Source organism: Agromyces cerinus subsp. cerinus, assembly GCF_900142065.1.
Lineage (GTDB): Bacteria > Actinomycetota > Actinomycetes > Actinomycetales > Microbacteriaceae > Agromyces > Agromyces cerinus.
The window spans coordinates 363,010-385,279 of sequence record NZ_FSRJ01000004.1 but is presented as its reverse complement, the minus strand read 5'-3'; the positions used below and the strand labels follow the sequence as shown (position 1 = coordinate 385,279).

Below are 22,270 nucleotides of genomic sequence, written 5' to 3'. Positions count from 1 at the left end.
TGCGCGCCCCGACTCTCGTGTTTGACTGACGCGACGGCGTTCCATCCTGCTCGAGCGAACTGGCGGTAGCGACATGTCGGAATCGGCAACCCATCTCGACGACGGCCCGATCGTGGTGGGCATCGAGCCTGGCCTCCCATCGCGGATCATCGAGACCGCCGAACGCACCGCCGGTTCGATGGGCTGCGAGGTGATCTTCGCCTACGTTGAGCTCAACAGCGCCCTCGTCGAACTCGAGTACACGGAACCGCGCACGCGCGATTCGCTCGATCCCGCGATCGACGAGGAGATGTCCGCTGTCGCGTCGACGATCAAGGGCATGCTCGGCTCGGCCCTCGCCGAGAGTCGCGTGCAGTGGTCCTTCCGCGTGCTCGCGGGGGATCCGGCGAGTGCGTTGTCCCGACTGGCGGCGGACGTGCACTCGCGCATGCTCGTCGTCGGCACGAGGCGGCACGGGGGCCTCCACCGCGTCGAGGAGTTCTTCACCGGCTCGCTGGCGAAGGCGCTCGCAATGGGGCAGGACCGGCCGGTGCTGCTCGTTCCGCTGAATCGAGAGACACCGCCCGCCGAGTGACCCGCGGTCAGACCGAGGGCGGGCTCGGATCGGCGACGACTCAGCGAGCGGTCTCGATCGGCGCGTGCCTGGCGCCGTACCAGTGGGGCTGCTCGGTCAGGCCGTGCTCGATCCATACGTGCTTGCTCTCGGTGTAGGCGTCGAGGCCCTCCTCGCCGAGCTCGCGCCCGAGTCCCGCCTCGCGGAAGCCGCCGAACGGGGCTGCGTAGTTGTCGGGCAGCGGATTGTTGATCCAGACGGTGCCGACCTTCAGCGCCCACGCGGCCTTCATCGCCAGACCGAGGTCGCCGACGAGCACGTTGCAGCTCAGCCCGAAGCGGTTGTCGTTGGCGAACGCGATGCCCTCGTCGAAGGTGCTGATGGGAGTGACCGGGGCCACGGGGCCGAAGATCTCGCCGAGATCGTTGACGGCCTCGTGACTGAGCCCGCGGATGAGCGTCGGCTCGAAGAACGCACCGGGGCCGTCGATCGACGTGCCGCCGAGGAGGATCTCGCCGCCGGCCTCGCGGGCGCGCCGGCAGTAGTCGGCCACGCGCTGACGGTGGGCTTCGCCGACCAGCGGGCCGACGTCGGTTCGGGGGTCGAGGGGATCTCCGATGACGAGCTGGGCCATGCGCGCTGCGAAGCGCTCCGTGAACTCGTCGATGATCGTGTCTCGCACGAAGAAGCGCTCGGCGGCCGTGCACACCTGGCCGTTGTTGGCGAACTTCGCGAACAGGGCGGCTTCCACGGCGAGGTCGAGGTCGACGTCGTCCCAGACGATCATGGCGTCGTGGCCCGACATCTCGACGGAACAGCGCCTGGCATCCTGTGCGCAGAGCGCCATGATCTTCTTGCCGACGGCGGAGCTGCCGGTGAACGCGATCTTGTCGACGCCGCGGTGGCGCACGAGCGCTTCGCCGACGTCGCCGCCGCCCTGCACGATCTGGTGCACGCCGACCGGCAGATCGAGCGACTCGAGCAGGAGTGGCAGGGACAGCATCGTCTCGGGCGACGGCTTGCTGATGACCGTGTTCCCTGCTGCGAGCGCCGGCGCGGCCTTCCACGACCAGAGCAGGAGCGGGTAGTTCCAGGGGAGGATCGCGCCCACGACGCCGATCGGTTCCTTGATCACGATGCTCGTCGCGTTGCGGCTCATCTGCGGAGCGAGACGTCCACCGCGCGTGCGGACGAGTGCGGCGTAGTAGTCGAACACGTCCGCCGCGGCCATGACCTCGAACTCGGCCTCGGGCAGCGGCTTGCCGCTCTCGAGCGTGAGGAGCCGCGCGACGTCACCTGCGACGCTGCGGATCCTGGCCGCGCACTCCTGCAGGATGGTCGAGCGTTCGAACGGGGTCTGCTCCGACCACTGCTCGAACGCCGTCCTCGCCGTCGCGACCACAGCGTCGACCTCATCGATCGACGCGGTCGGCACCTCGGCGAGCAGACGACCGTCGATGGGGCTGAGGGCGCGTGCGGTGGCAGAGGTCTCGGATGTCGGGAATGCGGTCATCGTGTTGCCTCCGGCAGTGCGGACGAAGACGACGGAGCGTCTGCGGGATCGTCAGTCGAGGTCGAGCCGACTGGCCAACGCTAGTCACGTCGGCCCGGTCGACGAGTGGGGGTGGCACGGCTCGGCGAGGTGGGACCCCTCATCGAAGCTCGGCCGCGGCATCGCCCACGACGCTGATCGCCTCGCTGCGATTGGACACCTGCAGCTTCCGGTAGATCGACGTGAGGTGGTTCTGCACCGTCTTCGCGGAGATCTCGAACCGTGCCGCGATCTCCCGGTTGGTCAGACCGCTGCGGAGCGCCTCGAGCGTCTCCGCTTCGCGCTGCGTGAGGAGTTCGCCCGGGTGGTCCACGACGTCGCGAGGGATCGACACGGTCACGCTCGACGACGCGGGACCGCGTTCCGCGGTGAACGCTGCGTCGAGATCGTCGATGATCGTGCCCGCCTCGGCACTCGGATGATAGGGATCCTTCAGCGGCCCGTCGGTCGTGCCGTAGTCGAGGCCGATCTGGATCCGGTCGGGCGACGAGTCGAGCCGGATGACGACGTGGTCCTCGGCGATGGCGGCGATCTCCTCGGCGAGACGAACGAGCAGCAGGTACAGCCGGGAGGCCAGGGAGGTCGAGAGTCCTGCCGGCCACCGCCGCACCTCGAGCGAGCAGTTCAGTACATGTTCCTGAGCGATGCGGTCGATCACGCTCGTGTTCACCAGTTCGAGGAAGTCGAACTCGGTCGACCGGAGCTGTTCCGACTCCTGCGCCAGCCCGGTCAGGCGGGCGGCGATCGATCCGGCGGAGCCGGAGCCTGCGTCCGTCGCCGACAGTTCGGCCGTGATGGTTCGCAGTTCCGCGGCGAGTTGCTCCCGCTGGCGGCGCCCTGCAGCGGAGAACTGCGAGACGAGGGTTCTGAAGTGGTGCACTCGTTCCTGCTGGAGCGCGGTCACCTGCTGCACGAGCCGGCCGCTCTCGATGTACGGGGTGATCAGCGAGGCGACCATCTCGAGCAGATCGAGGTCTTCGAGCTCGAACGGATCAGGCGTCCGTCGGTACATCTCGAGGATTCCGACCCGTGCGGATCCGTGGAAGAGCGGGACGCAGGCGTAGGCCCGAAGCCCTTCGGCGAGCACCATCTCGCGACCCGCGCGGACGACGGGCTGGAGGTCGGGAACGGAGATCGGCTCGCGAAGCGCGTACACCTGCCCGCCCAGACCCTGCCGGAACGGCCACGGACCGACCTCGTCGGTGAACCGCTCGGACAGGCCGAAGGTCGAGTACACCTCGATCCTCTGACGCAGCTGATCGGCGAGTGCCACCGACCAGGCGTCGGCGCCGATGAACTGGGCGAGCTGCGCGACGGAGAAGCCGACGGCCGATCGGGTGTCGTCGCTCGCGCGAAGATGATGGGTCACCTGTCGCAGCAGGCCGTAGCGCTCGCTCGTGCGAATCTCGGCGTCGCTTCGGGATGCCGCGGCGGCCGCGCCCATCGGATCGCCGCCCGTCGCGACGTCATACGCGAGCCCCAGCGCGTGCAGGCGCTCGGCCCCGTCGATCTCCGCGGCGAGTCGTCTGGCCCGTTCGACGTCTGCGGCACTGAACAGCCGGTACCCGCTCGGCGTCCGCGACGGGGTCAGCAGCCCTGAGGCATCCCATGCCCGAAGTCGCCAGATCGGGACGCCGCTCTCACGCGCTGCCACACCGATGGTGACGAATCGAGGGTTCACGACTTCGAATCGTAGGGTATTCGCAGGGTTCCGTGAGGGTTGCGTGAGGGATCGTTACCGATTGTCGATCAGGTGGGCACGTGCTCGCCGACCGACGACGGGATGCCGGGCGTCATGCGACGCCCGGCATCCCGCGAACTCGTGTCCGCGTCGCTACGCGGACTGCAGCGCCTTCGCCTTGAGTGCGTCGAACTCGGCCTGCGTGATGGCCCCGCTGTCGAGGAGTTGCTTGCCCTTCTCGATCTCCGCCGCTGCCGACGAAGCGGAGGAGCCCGCGACGGTCCGGATGTAGTCGGCACTCGCCGCCTGCGACTCCGCCACCCTGGCTGCGTTGCGTTCGGCCATGCCGCGTCCGCGTGCGATCAGGTAGATGAACGCCGCGAGGAACGGAACGAACACCAGGAACAGCACCCAGAGCGCCTTCGCCCATCCGTTCAGGGAGTGATCCCTGAAGATGTCGACGATCACGGTGATGAAGACCCAGATGCACGCGATGACCACGTAGAACCAGAAGAGCCAGACGATGAAGTCCCAGAAGCTGTTCATATCGACGCCTTTCGTATCGTTGCGGGGTTCACCGCACCTGCCGCGAGACTAAGGCTCGGTGATCTCGGGCGCATCATGCGATTCGGATGAAGCCTCGGGTCGCCTGAGATGCATCCGAGAAGTGGCTGAATACGCAGTTAGGGTAGGCTTACCTGATTCCCTGTCTGCTCCTCTGGAGGCATCCGCCGTGCTCACGACCATGCCTGCTCATCATTCGATGCTGCTCGGCGGCGCCCGCGACGACGTCGCGCTCGTCACCGAATCGGGCGCGTTGAGCTACGGGGAACTCGCCGAGCGGGTCATCGAGCGGCGCCGCGAACTCGGAGCAACACGTCGGCTCGTCATGCTCCAGGCTTCCAACGACCTCGAGCCGCTCGTCACCTATCTGGCCGCCCTCGAAGACCGGCATCCGATCCTGCTCGTGGCGCCCGGCGAAGACGAAGCGTCGATTCGGCACCGGGCGCACCTCGCCGAGCGGTTCGACCCCGACGTCATCGCCGCGGGAGCGGGCAACGGACCGATCCTGCACGAGGTGCGGGTCGGCAGCGCCCATCGGTTCTCTCCGGACCTGGCGCTGCTCGTCAGCACCTCGGGGTCCACCGGATCTCCCAAGCTGGTTCGGCTGTCGCACGAGAACCTCGTGAGCAATGCGCGCGCGATCGCGGACTACCTGCGACTCGGTCCTGCGGACCGGGCCGCGACGACGCTGCCCATGCACTACTGCTACGGATTGTCCGTCATCAACAGCCACCTCATCTCGGGCGCCGGCATCATGCTCACCGGCCGCTCGGTGACGGATGCCGCGTTCTGGGAGGAGGCGAGCGCCCACCGCATCACCTCGTTCGCGGGAGTGCCGTACACGTTCGAACTCCTCGAAGCGGGAGGATTCGCCGAGCGGCTGCCCACCAGCATCCGATACCTCACGCAGGCCGGGGGCCGTCTCGCACCTGAGGCGATCCGCCGCTTCGCCCGACTCGGCGACCGCCGCGGATTCGAGTTCTTCGTCATGTACGGCCAGACCGAGGCGACGGCCCGCATGGCGTACGTGCCGGCGGAGCTCGCCGAGCAGGCGGCGGGTGCCATCGGCCGGCCGATCCCCGGCGGCCGGTTGCGCATCGACGCCGAGCCCGGAGCCGAGATCGGCGAGCTGGTCTACGAGGGGCCGAACGTGATGCTCGGCTATGCCGAGAGCCCAGCGGACTTCGCACTCGGACGTACGGTGCACGAGTTGCGTACCGGCGACCTCGCGAAGCAGCGTCCCGACGGACTCTTCGAGGTGGTCGGCCGGATGAACCGGTTCGTGAAGGTGTTCGGTCTGCGGGTCGATCTCGACGCGGTGCAACGGCTGCTCGAGGAGGACGGCATCGTGGCGCGCACCTCGAGCGCGGGCGAGCGGCTGCTCGTCTTCGTGCGCGAGGAACGGCGAGTCGATGAGGCCCGTTCCCGTGCCGCCGCCCTGCTCGGCATCCCGGCCCATGCAGTGCGCGCGTACGCGATCAGCGAGTTCCCGTGCACCTCGAGCGGCAAGCCGGACTTCCGAGCGCTCGTCAGCTACGCCGCCCTGCTCGATGAGCGCATCGACGACCCGGCCGCGACGACCGCGGCCGCGTCGGTCGCCGAGAGCATCCGCGATGTCTTCGTCGAGCTCCTGGGCAGGGCCGACGCGACCGTCGACGACAGTTTCGCCGGGCTCGGCGGCGATTCCCTGAGCTACGTGGAGGTCTCGCTCCGGCTCGAGGACCTGCTCGGACGTCTGCCGCGCGAGTGGCCCTCACTCCCGGGGACTCGCCTCGCTGCGGCGGTCGAGACCTCGGACCGTCCCGCTCCGCCGGTCGACTCGAGCGTGGCATCGGCGGGCGCCGCGGCATCCGACCGACAGCGAACGGCTGCACGCCGGAAGCCGATGCTTCCCCGAATGGAGACGCCGGCGGTGCTCCGCGCAATCGCGATCGTGCTGATCGTGGCCACGCACGCCGACCTGATCGGCATGAAGGGCGGAGCTCACCTGCTGCTCGCCGTCGCCGGATACAACCTCGCGCGCTTCCAGCTCGCCGACGTGCCGGGTGCGGCTCGCGTGCGACGGCTGCTCCGCAGCGCCGCCCAGATCGCGATTCCCGCGGTCATCTGGATCGGCGCGGTCGCGGTGATCAGCGGCAAGTACACCTGGCCGACCGCCTTGCTGGTGAACAACGTCGTTCCCGGCGACGGCGCATGGAACGAGCAATGGCAGTTCTGGTTCCTCGAAGCGGCGGTCTGGTCGATGCTCGGCCTCGCGCTGCTGTTCGCGATCCGTCCCATCGACCGACTTGAGCGCCGGCATCCCTGGGCGTTCGCCGTGGTGCTGCTGGCTGCGACGCTCGCGTTGCGATTCGCGGCGACGGGGATCGAGGCGCAGCGCGTCGACCGGTACACGGCGGTCATCGTGCTCTGGTGCCTGGTGCTCGGATGGGTCATCGCCCGCGCCGACACGATGTGGAGACGTGCGATCGCCTCGGCCGCCGTCGTGGTGGCCACCTTCGGATTCTTCGGCGAGCCGGCGCGCGAGGCCGTCGTCGTGGTCGGTCTGCTCCTGCTGATCTGGGCGCCGCAGCTGCGGTTGCCGCGACCACTCGTGCCCGTGATCAGGCTGCTCGCGGGGGCATCCCTGTTCATCTACCTCACGCACTGGGTGGTGTACCCGGCGTGGGAGGCGAGCGCTCCGCTGATCGGCACCGTGCTCTCGCTGCTCGTCGGCATCGGGGCCTGGTTCGCCTACCGGGCGATCGGGAGCTCCGTCGCGCCGCTGCTCGGCCGGGCTCGCGATCGGGTGCGCGGCGCTCGCAGCGCCGGCGCTGCTCGCAGCCCGCGGAGCACTCGCGCTCAGGGCGCGAGCGCCGACCGCACCGGATCCGAAGCCGCGGTCTCCGGGTAGAGCACCACGCCGCCGTCGACGTGCACCGACACCGTGCGGCCGACCGGGAATCGGTGGGCCTCGTAGAGCGGCACGCGGTGGGTGAGCGAGAATCCGGCTGCGCTCCCGAACCGGAGCTCCAGCTCGACGGCGCTGCCGCTCTGCCGCGCCGACTCGACCGTGGCAGCGGTGCCCCCTGCGTTGTCGCCGACTGACAGCTGCGACGGCCGCAGCATCGCTCGCACGGACCGGGCCCCGGCGCTGAGGTCGTGGCGCACCGGCAGGTCGCCGAATGCGCACACCGCCCGGGCATCGGCGTTCGCGTGGGCCGGCACGAACAGCGCGGCACCGAGGAACTCGGCGATCTCCGCGCTCGCCGGAGCGTCGAACACCTCGGCCGGTCTGCCGGCCTGCACGAGTCGGCCCTCGGCGATGACGGCGAGCTGGTCGCCGAACGAGAGCGCCTCCTCCTGGTCGTGGGTGACCAGGATCGTCGTCACACCGCTCTGTGACAGGGCGCGGGTCATCGCTGCCCGGGTGTGGGCGCGCAGGCCCGTGTCGAGGGCCGAGAACGGTTCGTCGAGCAGAATCACCTTCGGGTCCGGTGCGAGCGCACGGGCGAGGGCGACGCGCTGTTGCTGACCGCCCGACAACTGGTGCGGGTACCGGTCGAGGAAGTCCGCGTCCAGCGAGGTCAGCTCCATCACCTCGCGGATCCGGCCCTCTCGGGCGGCGGAGCGGGGGATTCCGAACCCGATGTTGCCTCGCACCGAGAGATGGGGGAAGAGCGCCCCGTCCTGCGCGACGTAGCCGATGCCGCGGCGGTGCGCACTGATCGTCGTCGTCGCGCTGGCGAGGAGACGATCGTCGAGACGGACTTCACCGGCCCCCGGTTGCTCGAACCCGGCGATGATGCGGAGCAGCGTGCTCTTGCCGCTGCCTGAGGCGCCGACGATCGCGAGCCTCGTGCCTCGCTCGACGTCGAAGCTCACCCGATCGAGCACCGGCTGGCTGCCGAACGACTTCGACACACCGGTCAACTGCAGACTCAACGGCTCCTCCGAGCTTTGACTTGGGCGAACATCAGGGCGACGGCCGGAACAGACAGCAGAACGAGGGTCAGGGCGTACGGCGCTGCGGCGGCATAGTCGATGGCCGACGCCGCCGCCCAGAATCCGGTCGCAACGGTCCGCGTACCCGTGGGCGCGAGCAGGAGGGTGGCAGTGAGCTCGTTCGCGGCCCCGAGCGCGACGAGTGCTGCGCCGGCCGCGAGCGACGGGAGCAGCAGCGGGGCGGTCACCCGGAGTTTCGCCATGAACGGGGAGACCCCGAGCGAGCGTGCGGCCTCCTCGAAGCCCTCGGGGATCTGCGCGACGCCCGCGCGCACGGAGACCAACGCCCGTGGCAGGAAGATGAGCACGTACGCGGCGATCACCGTCGCCACCGTCTGGTACATCGCGGGCACCACGCGCAGGGTGAACGTCACGAGCGCGAGCGCCACGATGATGGCCGGAAGGCTGCTGGCGACGTAGTACGCCCCCTCGAGGGTGCGGGCCGTTCGGCCCGGATAGCGTGCGGCGATCCATGCGATCGGCAGGGCGACGACGAGTGCGGCGACGGCACCGCCGACGGACAGCACCACGGTCTGCCACGTCGCGTTGAGCAGCGGTTGCCAGTCGGCGGCGTCGGTGGCGAACAGCCAGCGACCGACATTCGCCAGCGGCACCGCGACCGCCGCCGTGGCGAGCACGAGGAGCGCGCCGACCACGAACGGCGCGGCCCGGCCGAGCTCGACCCTGGGGGCGGGCAGCTGCGTTCCGCTGCCGACCCGCGAGTAGCGCAGTCGTCCACGTGCCGCCGCCTCGATCACGAGCACCACGAAGCAGAGCATCGCCAGCACGACGCCGAGTGCCGCGGCATTCGGGCCGGCGAAGCCCGCCTGGTAGGCGACGACGATGGCGGTGGTGAACGTCTCGAAGCGAAGGAACGCGAAGGCGCCGTACTCGGCCAGCAGATGCAGCGCGACGACGAGCCCGCCGCCGAGCATCGCGAGCCGCAGCTGGGGCAGGATCACGCGCAGGAACACCTGCCACCCGTTCATGCCGAGCGAACGCGCCGACTCCTCGAGCGCCGGGTCGAGACCCCGGAGGCTCGCGAGCGCCGGCAGGTAGACCAGCGGGTAGTACGCGAGCGTGGCCACGAGCAGCCCTCCGCCGAGGCCGTTGATCGACGGGATGGCGCTGGCCCATCCGTAGCTGGCGACGAACGCGGGGATGGTCAGCGGCATGACGAGGAGCACCGCGAACAGGCGTCGCGCCGGAAGGGTCGTGCGCTCGACGAGCCAGGCGCCGCCGACGCCGAGCACGACGGCGCACGGAACGCCGAGCACGACGAGGAGCACCGTGTTCGTGAGCAGCTCGCCGACGCGCGGGCGGAACACCAGGTCGGCGAGCTGCTGCCAGCCCATGGCGAACGCGGCCTGGATGACGTAGCCGACCGGGATCAGGGCGGCCGCGGCGAAGAGCACCGCGAACACGACGAGGCCGACAGGAGGTCGCTTGCGGTCTGCGACTCCCGCCGGCATCGGCGTCCTGGTCAGTGTCAGAGCAGACCGGCTTCGGTCATGAGTGCGACCACGTCGGGGCCGTTCAGCGTCGACGGGTCGATGGCGGGGGCGTTCAGCGAGTCGAGGGCGGGCAGCGGTGAGCGTGCCGGGACGCCGGTGCTGACGGGGTACTCGAAGCTGTAGCCCTCGCCGAGGATCGTCTGGCCAGCGGGGCCCGCGAGCCAGGCGAGGAACTCCTGCGCCTCGTCGGCATGAGCGCTGGACTTCAGCACGCCACCGCCGGAGATGCTCACGAACGCGCCGGGATCCTCGTTGCCGAAGTAGTGCAGCTTCGTGTTGCCGCTGTTCTCCGCGGTGCCGTCCTGATCGCGGTACCAGTAGTAGTGGTAGATCACGCCGACCGGCACCTCGCCCGCGTTCACGGCCTTCATCGTCGCGATGTTGTTGTTGTAGACCGTCGCGTTCGAGTGCATGCCCTCGAGCCACGAACTCGTGGCCTCCTCGCCCTGGGTGGCGAGCATCGCCGACACGATCGCCTGGAAGTCGGCGCCGCTCGGCGCCGCACCCCAACGCCCCTTCCACTCCGGGTTCTGGAGATCCATGAGCGAGGACGGCAGCTCGGCCTCGCTGATCAGGGACGGGTTGTACACCAGCACGGTGGAGCGGGCGGCGATGCCGGTCCAAGCGCCCGATGACGGGCGGTACTGGGCGGGCACGAGGTCGAGCGTCGCCGAGTCGACCGGAGCGAACAGGCCGGCATCCTCGACCAGCGACATCGCCGGGGAGTTCTCGGTCAGGAACACGTCCGCAGGCGACGCCGCACCTTCGGTCACGATCTGGTTCGAGAGCTCGCTGTCGCCGCCGTTGCGCAGGGAGACCTCGATGCCGGTCTCCTCGGTGAATGCCGCGGTCCATTCCTCGGTCAGCTGTTCGTGCTGGGCGTTGTAGATCACGAGCGCGTCGGCGGATGCCGAGGCATCCGGATTCTCGCCGGTTGCGGCGCACCCGGCGAGGACCAGCGAGGCCGCTGCGACGGGGGCGATGGCGGCACGGAACAGTCGGTTTCGCATGGAAGGGGATCCTTTTCGAGGGGGAGGTAAGGCTATCCTAATCGGCTCGCGCGAAGACGGCACGACGTCGCTGGTCGCCCCATCGTCGCCTTCGGGCCTACGGCTCAGAGCCGCTGGGGAGCGTCGCGGCATCCGCCTTGGATTCGCGGCCTCGTTGCACGGCGGCGGTCAGGAGTCGGATGCCGGCGCCGAGCACGATCAGGTTCAGGATCATCTGGAACATGACGAGGAGGCGTGCCGTCTCGCTCGCAGGACTGATGTCGCCGAAGCCGACCGTGGCGAACACGGTCACGGTGAAGTACAGCGTGTCGACGCGAGTCGGGTTCTCGGCCGTGAACGCGGTCGGGTCGGACTGCGACATCACGAAGTAGCTGGCCGCGAACAGCAGGAGGTACAGGGGAGCGGTCACGGCGAGCGCCTCGATGCCGCGGAGTCCCGGCTGCGCCGACCGCACGATGGCACGGGTCTGCCAGGTCGTCACCCCCACCATGACGACGAGCGCGATGAGCAGCGTCGCCCACAGCGGCAGCACCCCGACGCGGTCGAGCGGCAGGAGGAAGTACAGCGCCACGATCGCGACGGTCATGACCAGGGCGCGAAGCAACCCGCGGACGATGTAGCGTCGACGCTCCGTCCGCGACAGCTCTCGATCGAGCGGGTCGCCCATGCTCGTCTACACCGGTTCGATCTCGCTCGGCCGCCAGCTCTTGTCGAAGAACGACTGGAGCGGGTTGGAGAAGCGGAGCACGAACTCGAGCGGCCCGAGCCGGCTCTCGGCACGGCCGAGCGTCGAGATCGACGCGAGCGCCACCGGTGACGCGTCGGGCTCTGTGCTGGTCATGAGTCCCCTCAATCGCCCGAGTGCGGCATCCGACGTGCGGAGCGCGGCATCCGTCGTCGTCGGACGGAACTCCGGACAGTACACGGGAGGCGCAACCCCGCTGCATCACGCAGATCGAATGATTCGGACTGCTGCTGCGCTCGGTAGCGTCGTCGCGCACCGGAAAGGGACCGGCGTCGCCGACCGGCGGATGGCAGTCATCGATCCGGCCGGCGATGCGACCGAGATCGGAGAGCATCATGCGGTGGAACCGGAAGCGACAGGCGGAGACTTCGTCCAGCAGCGAAGCCGATGTGGCGACGGCTTTCGACGAGCCCGAAAACCCCCATCGCAACGCCTACATCCTGATCGGCCTCGGCGGTGCTGCGGTGGCCACGTTCGGTTTGGCCGCCATCGCGGGCATCTTCGGGCCGGTGTTCTTCGCGCTCGTGCTGACGATCTGCGTGCATCCGCTGCGCATCGCGCTCGAGAAGCGCGGCGTGCCCCGCGGACTCGCGACCGGATCGGTGATCACGGCCGTCACCCTGCTGCTGGTCGCGTTCGGGTGGGCGGTGGCCGTCGCGTTCACGCAGTTCGTCGACCTGATTCCGCAGTTCAAGGACCAGATCGTCGCTGCCGTCCATGACTTCGCGGCCTGGCTGTCGACGATCGGCATCAACGCCGACGAGATCCACGACGTCGCCTCGAGCTTCGACCCGTCGACACTGGTCGACTTCCTGGGCGGTGTCATCGGCGGCCTCACCGGCTCGATCACGCTGCTCGTCATCGTGTTCACCATGCTGCTGCTGATGGCCATGGATGCGGGCCTCCTGCCGACGGTGCTGAAGCAGTTGTTCCCGGTGCGGCCCCTCACCGTCGGCTCGCTCGTCGCCTACGGCACGAACGTACGCCGCTACATGGTGGTCACGACGGTGCTCGGGCTGGCGCAGGGCCTCGTGAACTGGATCGCCCTGCTCATCCTGCAGGTCCCGGGCGCATTCATCTGGGGCCTGCTCGCCTTCGTCTGCTCGTTCATTCCGAACATCGGCTACTTCATCGCGATCATCCCGCCGATCATCTTCGGCGGGCTGGTCGGCGGATGGCCGACCGTCATTGCCGTGATCATCGTCTACGGCGTCATCAACGGCGTCATCCAGTCGGTGATCCAGCCACGCGTCGTCGGCAAGGCCGTGAACCTGAGCCAGACGATCACGTTCTTCTCGGTGCTGTTCTGGGCTGTCGTGATCGGGCCGATCGGCGCGATCCTCGCGATCCCGCTGACGCTCCTCGTGCGACTGATGCTCGTCGACACCAATCCCGCGATGGCGTGGATCCGCCCGGTGCTCGGCGAGTTCGACGAGACGAAGGTGATCATGGCCCAGTTCGACGCCGAGGCCAAGGCCGAGCGGAAGGCACGCAAGGCCGAGAAGGCGGGCGGCGTGCCGAGTGGCACTCCGCCCGCCTCCACGGCGTGATCATGCCGAGTCGCCGTCAGGACTCGTCGTCGTCCTCGTCCTCTTCCAGGAGTGCGATCTCGAGGTCGTCGAGCGCGATCTCCGCGGCCAGCGCCTTGACGATGTTCGCGGTGGCCGCAGCAACCTTGGCCGTGCCGACGATCGGCGCGATCGCGGTGAGGACGCCGCGAAGCTTCTCGGCGTCGAGGCCGACGTCACCGCCGACGTCGAGGTTCAGCGCGTAGGAGACCGGCGCGGCGTCGACGGCCACGAGTGCGGCGATGCGTACGAGCATCAAGGTCTGGAGGTCGAGCGTCGAGGCCTCGAGCGAGTCCGCGGTCATCCGCGTGAGCAGGTCGAGCACCGGGGCGTCGTCGTCGTTCATCTCATCGGACATGATGGGTCCTTCCCAAAGGATTCGTGGCGGAGCGCAGCGGCGCCCCATGCGCCATTCGAGTCGCCGAGGTCGTGCGTCGCATCATCGAGATCGAATGAAACCCCGGGAGCATATGCCCGCTCTGCTTCGCCTCATCGTGTGGGAGTCGTGGGCACCCGGCCGCGTCGTAAGGTGAACGCATGTCAGGTGGAGGCGGTGACCGGCGGTCGGTGGCCCGCAAGGTCTTCGCGATCGCCGACGCCTTCCACGGCCGCGAGCAGCTCTCGCTGAGCGAGATCGCCGGCCGCGCGAACCTGCCGCTCTCGACGGCGCATCGGCTCGTGGGCGAGTGGGTCGAGTGGGGCGGCCTCGAGCGCGGCGACGACGGCGACTACCGGATCGGGGTGCGGGTCTGGCGCCTCGGCGTCCGGCAGCCGACCGCCCTGCGGCTGCGCCGGGTCGCGATGCCGTACCTCGAGGACCTGCTCGAGTCGACGCACGAGCACGTGCACCTCGCGATCCGCGACGGGCTCGGCGCCACCTACCTCGAGCGGCTCTCCGGCCCGGCGGCGGTGGCGGCGATCTCGGATGTCGGTTCGCGCCTGCCGCTGCACGCCACGGGCGTCGGTCTCGTGCTCCTCTCGTACGCGCCGTCCGAGGTGTTCGACGAACTGCTCGCCTCGGAGCCGCGCGCATACCAGCCCCGCACGATCACCGACGAGCGGGGACTGCGCCGGCGCATGGCCGAGATCCGCTCCACCGGCATCGCGACCACGGTCGAAGAGCTCACGCCCGGCGCGTTCTCGATCGCCGCACCCGTGCGCGACGCCACGGGTGAGGTGCTCGCCGCCGTGTCGATCGTCGCGCACGTCGAGCGGCTGGCCGAGCCGCAGATCTCGCTCGGCGTGCGCATGGCCGCGCGGGGCATCTCGTCGGCGCTGGGGTATCGGGCGCACCACGACTGAGTCCTTCCGCTCAGTGGAAGGCGCCTCCGGGGGTGAGGTCGTCCGCGCCAAGCTCGTCACGATCATCCCGACGACGTGAGAGGCGCCCACGTGCCAGCATCCACCGCAGTGGCCATCATCGGCGCAGGGCCTGCGGGCCTCATGCTCGGCCACCTCCTCGCCCAGGCGGGCGTCCCCTTCGTGATCCTCGAGGCGCAGACGCGCGAGCACGTGCTCGGACGCATCCGCGCAGGCGTGCTCGAACAGGGCTCGGTCGATCTCCTCGCCCGGCACGGCCTCGACGCCGACCTCCGCGAGCGCGGCCTCACCCACCACGGCATCTACCTGCAGTACGAGGGCCAGCGCCACCACATCGACTTCCTCGACCTCGTCGGTCGCACCGTCACCGTCTACGGGCAGCAGGCGCTCGTCGCCCACCTGCTCGCCGAGCACGACCGCATCGGGTCGACGATCGTCTTCGAGGCGAAGGAGGTGCAGCCGGCCGGCGTCACCGGCCCGCATCCCACGGTCAGCTACACGCTCGAGGGCGTCAGCCACGAGATCGAGTGCGACCTCGTCGTCGGCGCCGACGGATACCACGGCATCTGCCGTCGCAGCATTCCGGCCGGCGAGATCGAGGTCTTCGAACGCAGCTACCCGTTCGGCTGGCTCGGCATCCTCGCCGACGTGCCGCCGTCGACCGACGACCTGATCTACGCCCTGCATCCCGAGGGCTTCGGCATGCACTCGATGCGCTCGCTCGAGGTCTCGCGGCTCTACGTGCAGGTCGGGCCCGACGAGTCGATCGACGACTGGAGCGACGCGCGCATCTGGGATGCGCTGCACGAGCGGCTCGGCCTCGAGGGCTGGCAGCTGCAGGAGGGCCCGATCACCGAGAAGTCGGTGACGCCGATGCGCAGCTTCGTGACCTCGACCCTGCAGCACGGTCGCATGTTCCTCGCGGGCGACGCCGGGCACATCGTGCCGCCGACCGGTGCGAAGGGGCTGAACTCCGCGCTCGCCGATGTGGCGATGCTCGGACAGGCGATCCTCGACCACCGCGTCGGCGACGACACCGGCCTCGCCCGGTACAGCGACCGCGCCCTCGCCCGCCAGTGGAAGGTGCAGCACTTCTCGCAGTGGATGACCGAGATGCTGCACGTGCACCACGAGGTTCCGGATGCCTCGGCGCGCGCCTTCCGCTACCGCAGCCAGGTGGGCCAGCTCGACCACCTCACGGGTTCCCTCGCCGCCCGCCGGAGTCTCGCCGAGCAGTACGCCGGCCTTCCCTTCACGGAGTGACCATGCCACGACCAGCACCCCAGCCCGGCGAGAGCCAGCAGGTCATCGACGCCGAGATCGCGGCGCACCATCGCGCCGCACACGCCGCCGCGGCATCCGGCGCCCCGGTGCCCGCCCACCCGCCGCGCGACTTCGCGCCGTACCGCTCCACGCGGCTGCGGCATCCGACCCACGAGCTCGTGCGCGCCGACCCCGAGGAGATCGAGCTCGTCTCACCCGCGTTCGGGCACACGGATGTCGCGGCCGAGGAGGCCGACCTGACGATCCAGCACGCCGGCGAGCCGCTCGGCGAGCGCATCATCCTCACCGGGCGGGTGCTTGACGGCGATGGCAGGCCGGTGCGGAACCAGCTCGTCGAGATCTGGCAGGCCAACGCCTCGGGCCGGTACGTGCACAAGCGCGACCAGCACCCGGCGCCGCTCGACCCGAACTTCACCGGCGTCGGGCGCATGATCACGGGCGACGACGGCTCGTACCGGCTGACGACGATCAAGCCGGGCGCCTACCCGTGGAAGAACCACCGCAACGCCTGGCGCCCCGCGCACATCCACTTCTCGTTCTTCGGGTCGGCGTTCACGCAGCGCCTCATCACGCAGATGTACTTCCCGGGCGACCCGCTCTTCGCGCTCGACCCGATCTACCAGTCGATCAGCGACCAGCGCGCGCGGGACCGGCTCGTCGCGACGTACGATCACGACGTGAGCGAGCCCGAGTGGGCGCTCGGCTACCGCTGGGACGTGGTGCTCACCGGGCCGAAGTCGACCTGGATGGAACCGGAGGACGCGGACCATGCCTGAGCCACTGCCGATGCCCGACGAAGCGCTGCTCCAGACGCCTGCGCAGACCGTCGGCCCGTTCTTCGGCTACGCGCTGCCCTACTCCGGTGGGCCGACGGTGCGTGCGCCGTGGCAGCCCGACGCCATTCGCCTGCACGGCACGGTCTTCGACGGCGGCGGCGACCCGATCCCCGACGCGATCGTCGAGATCTGGGGCGCGGATGCCGCCGGCCGCCCCTCCACGGAGCGCGGCGTGCTCGACCGCGACCAGCACGGGTTCTCGGGCTTCGGGCGCGCGGCCGTCGACCGCGACGGACTCTACGCATTCACGACGATCAAGCCGGGTGCGACCCGCGCGGGCCTCGCGCCGTACCTGCTCGTGACCGTCTTCGCGCGCGGCGTGCTGCACCACCTCTTCACGCGGGCCTACTTCGACGACGAGGCCGCGGCGAACGGCGCCGATCCGCTGCTCTCGAGCGTCGATCCGGCGCGGCGGCACACCCTCGTCGCCGTGTCGGACGCGCCGGCCTCGTACCGATTCGACATCCGGCTGCAGGGCGAGGGCGAGACCGTGTTCCTCGATTTCGGGCTCGAAGGCCGACACGAGGGGATGCAGCGATGACCGACTGGGGACTCATCGATCCGGGCGCGGCCGACAGCGCCGGCACCGACGACGACGCGGTGCTCGCCGCCATGGTCGAGGTCGAGCGCGGGCTGCTCCGAGCATGGGGGAGCGTGCTCGGAGAGCCGCTCGATGCGGCGGCCGCCGCGCTCGATGCCGCCTCCCTCGACCGGGCTGCGCTGCAGCGCGGCGTCGCCCGCGACGGCGTGCCCGTCGTCGCCCTCGTGCCGGCGCTCCAGGCGCAGCTCTCGGCGGCGGGGTTCGTCACGGCGCCGCTCCACCTCGGCGCGACGAGCCAGGACATCGTCGACTCGACGCTCATGCTCGTCGCGCGCGACGCGCTGCACGCGGCCCGTCGCTTCCTCGTCGAGGACGGCCGCCGACTCTCGGAGCTCGCGCAGCTCGAGCGGCACAGCCCGCGGATCGCACGCTCCCTCGCACGACAGGCCGAGGCGAGCACCCTCGGTGTGCTGGCCGCCGGCTGGCTCGACGGCGTGGCCTCGGCCGTCGCCGCGATCGATGCGGTCGCCTTCCCCGTGCAGTTCGGCGGCGCCGTCGGAACAGGCACGGCAGCGGATGCCGCGGCCCCTCGTCCGGACGGCTCCGACGCGGTGCGCGCCGAACTCGCGTCCCTGCTCGGACTCGCCGATCCCGACCGCTCCTGGCACACCGAGCGCACGCCGGTGCTGGCCGTCGCCTCGGCCGCCGCCGCCGTGGTCTCCGTGCTCGGCCGCATCGCGGGCGACGCGACCTTCCTCTCCCGCGAGGAGATCGGCGAGGTCCGTCTCGCGGGCGGCGGCGGTTCATCGGCGATGGCGCACAAGCGCAACCCCGTCGACGCCGTCGCGATCACCGCGGCCGCCACCGAGGCGCCGGGCCTCGTCCAGGTGATCGCCGCCGCCGCGATGGCCGGCGACGAGCGCTCCGCCGGCCGCTGGCACGCCGAGTGGGCGTCGCAGCGCCGACTCGTGCGGCTCGCGCGTTCCGCCGCCTCCTCGTCTGCCCGCCTCCTCGCCGGTCTCGAGTTCGACCGCGAGCGCGCCGCCGAGCTGCTCGAGCACGCCGGCGCGGCCGGCGAGCGCCCGTCGCGCGACGTGCTCGTCGCGGCATCCGATCGCATCGTCGACCGTGCCGTCGCCCGCTTCGCCCGACTCGCCGACCAGGAGCCGCACGCATGACCGCACCCAGACTGCTCGGGGCGTTCGCACCGGGTACCGCGCCCGCCGCGTCGAACCCGCTCCTCGTGCTGCTGCCCTCGCTCGGCACGACGACGGCCCTGTGGGACGGCGCGACCGATGCGCTCCGCGCCGACGCGCGCACCGCGGGGCTCCGCGTGCTGCGCATCGACCTGCCGGGCCACGGCGCGAGCCCTGCCGCGTCCGAGCCGTTCACGATCGCCGAGCTCGCCGACGCCGTGCTGGCCGTCGTCGACGAGGCGGGCGGCGGCGCCTTCCACGTCGCGGGCGTCTCGCTCGGCGGCGCCGTCGCGCTCGAACTCGCGCTCGCTCACCCCGACCGGGTGCTGAGCCTCGTCATGAGCTGCAGCGGCGCGCGCATCGGCGCTGCCGACGGCTGGCGCGATCGCGCCGCCGCGGTGCGATCGAGCGGCACCGCCTCCCTCGTCACCGGCAGCGCGTCGCGCTGGTTCGCGCCCGGATTCCTCGATCGGGATGCGACAGGCGCCGGCGCACGGGCGCTCGCCGCACTCGTCGACGTCGACGACGAGTCGTATGCGCGCTGCACCGAGGCCCTCGCGGGCTTCGACCGCACGGGCGACCTCGCCGCGCTCGCCGTGCCCGTGCTCGCCGTCAGCGGCGAGCACGACGCGGTCACCGCCCCGGCGTCGATGCAGGTGCTCGCAGGCGCCATCCCCGGTGCCCGGCACGTGTCGCTCGCCGACGCGTCGCACCTCGCCGTGCTCGAGCAACCTCAGCGGGCCGCGGAGCTCATCGCCGACCACGTCGCCGTCGCGGAGCGCGCTGCCGCGGCATCCGTCGTCCACGATCGCGGCATGCGCGTTCGCCGCAGCGTGCTCGGCGACGCGCACGTCGATCGGGCCATCGCGGCCACGACTCCCGAGACCGCCGTGTTCCAGGAGTTCCTCACCCGCTACGCGTGGGGCGAGGTGTGGGAGCGGCCCGCGCTCTCCCGGCGCGAACGCTCGATCGCGACGCTCGCGAGTCTCACGACCGGCGGCCACCACGGCGAGATCGCGATGCATGTGCGCGCGGCGCTCCGCAACGGACTCACCCGCGACGAGATCGCCGAGGTGCTGCTGCACACCGCCCTGTACGCGGGGCTCCCGGCGTCGAACGAGGCGTTCGCGATCGCGCGCGAGGTGTTCGCCGAGGCGGATGCCCCTGACGGCGACGCAGCATCCGGCAGCGATGCCTCCGAAGCGGATGCCTCCGAAGCGTCCGATCCGAACGACTGACCCGAAGGATCCATCGCATGGACAAGAGCTACGAGAGCGCCGCCGCCGCGGTCGCCGACATCCCGGAGGGCGCCTCGCTCGCGGTCGGCGGCTTCGGGCTGTCGGGCGTGCCGATCACGATCATCCGGGCGCTGCTGGCGAGCGGTGTCGGCGGACTCGAGGTCGTCTCGAACAACTGCGGTGTCGACGGCTGGGGCCTCGGCGAGCTGCTCTCCGCCGGCCGCATCCGCCGCGTCGTCGCGAGCTACATCGGCGAGAACAAGGAGTTCGGCCGTCAGTACCTGGCCGGCGAGATCGAGGTCGAGCTCACCCCGCAGGGCACGCTCGCCGAGCGCCTCCGCGCCGGCGGCGTCGGCATCCCCGCGTTCTACACGGCGACGGGTGCGGGCACCGCGGTCTCCGACGGCGGCATGCCGCTGCGCTACGCGCCCGACGGCTCGGTCGCGATCACGAGCGACCCCAAGGAGCTGCGGCCGTTCGACGTCTTCGGTGCGCCGCGGGAGTACGTGCTCGAGCGTGCCATCCGCACCGACTACGGCCTCGTGCGCGCCGCCGTGGGCGACCGGCACGGCAACCTCCGCTTCGAGAAGGCGGCCCGCAACTTCAACCCGCTCGCGGCAATGGCCGGTCGCATCACGATCGCCGAGGTCGACGAGCTCGTCGAGCCGGGCGTGCTCGGCCCCGACGACATCCACCTGCCGGGCATCCACGTCGACCGTGTGGTCGCCCTCACGCCCGAGCAGTCCTCCGACCTGCCCATCGAGAAGGTGACCGTGCGGCGCGCGGCCGCCGGCACGGAACGCTGATGCCGCTCACCCGCGACGAGATGGCCGCCCGCGCCGCCCGCGAGCTCGAGGACGGCACCTATGTGAACCTCGGCATCGGCCTGCCGACGCTGATTCCGAACTACCTGCCCGAGGGCGTCGAGGTCGTGCTGCACTCCGAGAACGGCGTGCTCGGCGTCGGGCCGTACCCGTGGGAGGGGGAGGCGGATCCGAAGCTGATCAACGCGGGCAAGGAGACCGTGACGGTGCTGCCCGGCGCCTCGTACTTCGACTCGGCGGCGAGCTTCGGCATGATCCGCGGCGGTCGCATCACGACCGCGGTGCTCGGGGCGATGCAGGTCTCGGCGCACGGCGACATCGCCAACTGGGCGGTGCCCGGCAAGATGGTCAAGGGCATGGGCGGCGCCATGGACCTCGTGAACGGCGCCGAACGCGTGATCGTCGTCATGGAGCACGTCGCGAAGGACGGCTCGCCGAAGATCGTCGAGCTCTGCACCCTGCCCCTGACCGGCAAGGCCTGCGTCGACCGGATCGTGACCGACCTCGCGGTCTTCGACGTCACGGGTGACGGGCTCGTGCTCGTCGAACTCGCCCCCGGTGTCACGATCGATCAGGTGACGGATGCCACGGGCGCCGCGTTCGCCGTCGGCGACGCCGTCGCGGCGGGGGCCTGATGACCGAGCTGCGCGAGGTCGTCGTCTGCTCGCCGCTGCGCACCCCCGTCGGACGCATGGGCGGCGCGCTCGCCACCGTGCCGGCCCTCGAGCTCGCGACGACGGTGCTGACCGCGCTGCTCGAGCGCACCGGCATCGACCCCGCGGCGATCGACGGGGTCATCGCCGCGCAGGGGTACCCCACGATGGAGGCGCCGGCCATCGGCCGCGTCGCCGCCCTCGACGCAGGGTTCGGCGTCGAGACGACCGGCTATCAACTCGACCGGCGCTGCGGCTCGGGCCTGCAGGCGGTGCTGAACGCCGCCATGGAGGTGCAGACCGGGGTCGCCGACGCCGTGATCGCACTCGGGGTCGAGTCGATGTCGAACGCCCCGCTCTACACGGTCGAGGGCCGCCGAGGCGTCTCGGGTGCCGGGCTGCTGCTTCGCGACGCCCTGTCGCGCGGCCGCGAGACGGTCGGCGGCCGGCGGTTCCCGACCCCCGAGGGCAACGTCGGCGCTGCCGAGCTGCTGCGCGCCGAGTACGGCATCTCGCGCGAGGCGCAGGACGTGCTCGCGCTCCGCTCCCACCAGCGGGCCGTCGCCGCACAGGAGTCCGGCGCGTTCGACGCCGAACTCGTGCCGGTCGAGGTGCCGGGCCGTCGGGGTTCGGTGCTGATCGATCGCGACGAGCACCCGCGCGCCGACACCTCGCTCGCCGCACTCGGCGGTCTTCGGACCATCCTCGGCCGGAGCGTCGCCGAGGCGACGGTCACCGCGGGCAACTCGAGCGGGCAGAACGACGCCGCCGCCGCGTGCATCGTCACCACGCCGCAGCGCGCCGCGGAGCTCGGGCTCGTGCCGATGCTGCGGCTCGTCTCGTGGGCCGTCGCCGGCAACGACCCGCTGCGCTTCGGCGTCGCGCCCGTGCCCGCGGCGAACCTCGCGCTCGAGCGCGCCGGCATCCGCTTCGACGATCTCGACCTGATCGAACTCAACGAGGCGTTCGCCGTGCAGGTGCTGGCGTGCCTCGCCGACTGGGGCGTCGACGCCGAGGACCCGCGGGTGAACCCTCGGGGCAGCGGCATCTCGATCGGTCACCCGATCGGCGCCACCGGCATCCGCATGCTCGCGACGCTCGCGCACGCACTGCCGGCACTCGACGGCTCGCTCGCCCTCGAGACCATGTGCATCGGCGGCGGCCAGGCGCTCGCTGCGGTGTTCGAGCGGGCCTGATGCCGAGCGGG

General features: G+C 70.7%; 21 protein-coding genes. 12 read left to right on the top strand and 9 right to left on the bottom strand.

What is annotated here, in order from left to right; genetic code table 11:
- Positions 1-73: 73 nt before the first annotated feature.
- Complete coding sequence (locus BUR99_RS16035; protein WP_074261357.1) at positions 74-574, top strand: universal stress protein; 501 nt, start codon at positions 74-76, stop codon at positions 572-574.
- Between the two features lie 40 nt (positions 575-614).
- On the opposite strand, the gene BUR99_RS16030 is transcribed toward BUR99_RS16035, so the two are convergent.
- The 3 genes from BUR99_RS16030 to BUR99_RS16020 all read right to left on the bottom strand — a co-directional run bounded on the left by BUR99_RS16030 (position 615) and on the right by BUR99_RS16020 (position 4,332).
- Positions 615-2,066, bottom strand: a complete 1,452-nt coding sequence (locus BUR99_RS16030; RefSeq protein ID WP_074261356.1) for an aldehyde dehydrogenase family protein — start codon at positions 2,064-2,066, stop codon at positions 615-617.
- Positions 2,067-2,205: 139 nt separating this feature from the next.
- On the bottom strand, positions 2,206-3,786 hold the full coding sequence (locus tag BUR99_RS16025; protein WP_074261355.1) for a LuxR C-terminal-related transcriptional regulator: 1,581 nt from the start codon (positions 3,784-3,786) through the stop codon (positions 2,206-2,208).
- A gap of 153 nt (positions 3,787-3,939) precedes the next feature.
- Positions 3,940-4,332: an SHOCT domain-containing protein gene (locus tag BUR99_RS16020; RefSeq protein ID WP_074261354.1), complete on the bottom strand. Its 393-nt coding sequence runs from the start codon at positions 4,330-4,332 to the stop codon at positions 3,940-3,942.
- A 187-nt stretch (positions 4,333-4,519) separates the two neighbouring features.
- Between BUR99_RS16020 and BUR99_RS16015 the strand changes: the two genes are divergently transcribed.
- Positions 4,520-7,243 (top strand): AMP-binding protein, encoded by a 2,724-nt coding sequence (locus BUR99_RS16015; RefSeq protein ID WP_143231678.1) that lies wholly within the window; start codon positions 4,520-4,522, stop codon positions 7,241-7,243.
- Here the strand turns inward: BUR99_RS16015 and BUR99_RS16010 are convergent.
- The 5 genes from BUR99_RS16010 to BUR99_RS20300 all read right to left on the bottom strand — a co-directional run bounded on the left by BUR99_RS16010 (position 7,192) and on the right by BUR99_RS20300 (position 11,699).
- Complete coding sequence (locus BUR99_RS16010) at positions 7,192-8,274, bottom strand: ABC transporter ATP-binding protein (RefSeq protein ID WP_074261352.1); 1,083 nt, start codon at positions 8,272-8,274, stop codon at positions 7,192-7,194. The two genes, BUR99_RS16015 and BUR99_RS16010, sit on opposite strands and share 52 nt — an antisense overlap.
- Positions 8,271-9,806, bottom strand: a complete 1,536-nt coding sequence (locus BUR99_RS16005; RefSeq protein WP_074261351.1) for an ABC transporter permease — start codon at positions 9,804-9,806, stop codon at positions 8,271-8,273. Before BUR99_RS16005 ends, BUR99_RS16010 begins: the two co-directional genes overlap by 4 nt.
- A 17-nt stretch (positions 9,807-9,823) precedes the next feature.
- Entirely contained in the window at positions 9,824-10,858 is a 1,035-nt protein-coding gene (locus tag BUR99_RS16000; RefSeq protein WP_074261350.1) for an iron ABC transporter substrate-binding protein, read from the bottom strand.
- A 97-nt stretch (positions 10,859-10,955) separates the two neighbouring features.
- Complete coding sequence (locus tag BUR99_RS15995; RefSeq protein WP_074261349.1) at positions 10,956-11,525, bottom strand: potassium channel family protein; 570 nt, start codon at positions 11,523-11,525, stop codon at positions 10,956-10,958.
- Between the two features lie 6 nt (positions 11,526-11,531).
- A complete protein-coding gene (locus BUR99_RS20300; protein ID WP_159441000.1) occupies positions 11,532-11,699 on the bottom strand; it encodes a hypothetical protein in 168 nt (55 codons plus the stop codon).
- Between the two features lie 293 nt (positions 11,700-11,992).
- Here BUR99_RS20300 and BUR99_RS15985 point away from each other — a divergent pair, with 293 nt between their 5' ends.
- A complete protein-coding gene (locus tag BUR99_RS15985; protein WP_074261639.1) occupies positions 11,993-13,153 on the top strand; it encodes an AI-2E family transporter in 1,161 nt (386 codons plus the stop codon).
- A gap of 16 nt (positions 13,154-13,169) precedes the next feature.
- Here BUR99_RS15985 and BUR99_RS15980 read toward each other — a convergent pair whose 3' ends face one another.
- Entirely contained in the window at positions 13,170-13,529 is a 360-nt protein-coding gene (locus BUR99_RS15980; RefSeq protein ID WP_200802758.1) for a carboxymuconolactone decarboxylase, read from the bottom strand.
- 179 nt (positions 13,530-13,708) lie between these two features.
- Here BUR99_RS15980 and BUR99_RS15975 point away from each other — a divergent pair, with 179 nt between their 5' ends.
- The 9 genes from BUR99_RS15975 to BUR99_RS15935 all read left to right on the top strand — a co-directional run bounded on the left by BUR99_RS15975 (position 13,709) and on the right by BUR99_RS15935 (position 22,259).
- Entirely contained in the window at positions 13,709-14,473 is a 765-nt protein-coding gene (locus BUR99_RS15975) for an IclR family transcriptional regulator (protein ID WP_074261347.1), read from the top strand.
- A 90-nt stretch (positions 14,474-14,563) separates the two neighbouring features.
- Positions 14,564-15,754: a 4-hydroxybenzoate 3-monooxygenase gene (locus BUR99_RS15970; RefSeq protein ID WP_234980888.1), complete on the top strand. Its 1,191-nt coding sequence runs from the start codon at positions 14,564-14,566 to the stop codon at positions 15,752-15,754.
- Positions 15,755-15,756: 2 nt separating this feature from the next.
- Entirely contained in the window at positions 15,757-16,551 is a 795-nt protein-coding gene (pcaH, locus tag BUR99_RS15965; protein ID WP_084184067.1) for a protocatechuate 3,4-dioxygenase subunit beta, read from the top strand.
- Positions 16,544-17,152, top strand: a complete 609-nt coding sequence (pcaG, locus tag BUR99_RS15960; RefSeq protein ID WP_074261344.1) for a protocatechuate 3,4-dioxygenase subunit alpha — start codon at positions 16,544-16,546, stop codon at positions 17,150-17,152. The genes pcaH and pcaG overlap by 8 nt, the downstream gene beginning before the upstream one ends.
- Positions 17,149-18,330 (top strand): lyase family protein, encoded by a 1,182-nt coding sequence (locus BUR99_RS15955; protein WP_074261343.1) that lies wholly within the window; start codon positions 17,149-17,151, stop codon positions 18,328-18,330. The genes pcaG and BUR99_RS15955 overlap by 4 nt, the downstream gene beginning before the upstream one ends.
- Entirely contained in the window at positions 18,327-19,586 is a 1,260-nt protein-coding gene (pcaDC, locus tag BUR99_RS15950) for a bifunctional 3-oxoadipate enol-lactonase/4-carboxymuconolactone decarboxylase PcaDC (protein WP_074261342.1), read from the top strand. Before BUR99_RS15955 ends, pcaDC begins: the two co-directional genes overlap by 4 nt.
- A gap of 17 nt (positions 19,587-19,603) precedes the next feature.
- The gene (locus tag BUR99_RS15945; RefSeq protein ID WP_074261341.1) at positions 19,604-20,392 is read left to right on the top strand and encodes a CoA transferase subunit A; all 789 of its coding nucleotides are present in this window, start codon (positions 19,604-19,606) and stop codon (positions 20,390-20,392) included.
- Positions 20,392-21,045, top strand: a complete 654-nt coding sequence (locus BUR99_RS15940; protein WP_074261340.1) for a CoA transferase subunit B — start codon at positions 20,392-20,394, stop codon at positions 21,043-21,045. Before BUR99_RS15945 ends, BUR99_RS15940 begins: the two co-directional genes overlap by 1 nt.
- Positions 21,045-22,259: an acetyl-CoA C-acetyltransferase gene (locus tag BUR99_RS15935; protein ID WP_200802757.1), complete on the top strand. Its 1,215-nt coding sequence runs from the start codon at positions 21,045-21,047 to the stop codon at positions 22,257-22,259. The genes BUR99_RS15940 and BUR99_RS15935 overlap by 1 nt, the downstream gene beginning before the upstream one ends.
- Positions 22,260-22,270 lie beyond the last annotated feature (11 nt).

What these genes read in the sequence shown, in the direction of transcription:
- BUR99_RS16035 (WP_074261357.1), top strand. Translation starts at nt 74, where the DNA reads ATGTCGGAATCGGCAACCCATCTCGACGACGGCCCGATCGTGGTGGGC.
- BUR99_RS15995 (WP_074261349.1), bottom strand. Translation starts at nt 11,525, where the DNA reads ATGGGCGACCCGCTCGATCGAGAGCTGTCGCGGACGGAGCGTCGACGC.
- BUR99_RS15980 (WP_200802758.1), bottom strand. Translation starts at nt 13,529, where the DNA reads ATGTCCGATGAGATGAACGACGACGACGCCCCGGTGCTCGACCTGCTC.
- BUR99_RS16005 (WP_074261351.1), bottom strand. Translation starts at nt 9,806, where the DNA reads ATGCCGGCGGGAGTCGCAGACCGCAAGCGACCTCCTGTCGGCCTCGTC.
- BUR99_RS15945 (WP_074261341.1), top strand. Translation starts at nt 19,604, where the DNA reads ATGGACAAGAGCTACGAGAGCGCCGCCGCCGCGGTCGCCGACATCCCG.
- BUR99_RS15940 (WP_074261340.1), top strand. Translation starts at nt 20,392, where the DNA reads ATGCCGCTCACCCGCGACGAGATGGCCGCCCGCGCCGCCCGCGAGCTC.
- BUR99_RS20300 (WP_159441000.1), bottom strand. Translation starts at nt 11,699, where the DNA reads ATGACCAGCACAGAGCCCGACGCGTCACCGGTGGCGCTCGCGTCGATC.
- BUR99_RS15975 (WP_074261347.1), top strand. Translation starts at nt 13,709, where the DNA reads ATGTCAGGTGGAGGCGGTGACCGGCGGTCGGTGGCCCGCAAGGTCTTC.
- BUR99_RS16030 (WP_074261356.1), bottom strand. Translation starts at nt 2,066, where the DNA reads ATGACCGCATTCCCGACATCCGAGACCTCTGCCACCGCACGCGCCCTC.
- BUR99_RS15935 (WP_200802757.1), top strand. Translation starts at nt 21,045, where the DNA reads ATGACCGAGCTGCGCGAGGTCGTCGTCTGCTCGCCGCTGCGCACCCCC.
- pcaH (WP_084184067.1), top strand. Translation starts at nt 15,757, where the DNA reads ATGCCACGACCAGCACCCCAGCCCGGCGAGAGCCAGCAGGTCATCGAC.
- pcaDC (WP_074261342.1), top strand. Translation starts at nt 18,327, where the DNA reads ATGACCGCACCCAGACTGCTCGGGGCGTTCGCACCGGGTACCGCGCCC.
- BUR99_RS15955 (WP_074261343.1), top strand. Translation starts at nt 17,149, where the DNA reads ATGACCGACTGGGGACTCATCGATCCGGGCGCGGCCGACAGCGCCGGC.
- BUR99_RS16000 (WP_074261350.1), bottom strand. Translation starts at nt 10,858, where the DNA reads ATGCGAAACCGACTGTTCCGTGCCGCCATCGCCCCCGTCGCAGCGGCC.
- pcaG (WP_074261344.1), top strand. Translation starts at nt 16,544, where the DNA reads ATGCCTGAGCCACTGCCGATGCCCGACGAAGCGCTGCTCCAGACGCCT.
- BUR99_RS16020 (WP_074261354.1), bottom strand. Translation starts at nt 4,332, where the DNA reads ATGAACAGCTTCTGGGACTTCATCGTCTGGCTCTTCTGGTTCTACGTG.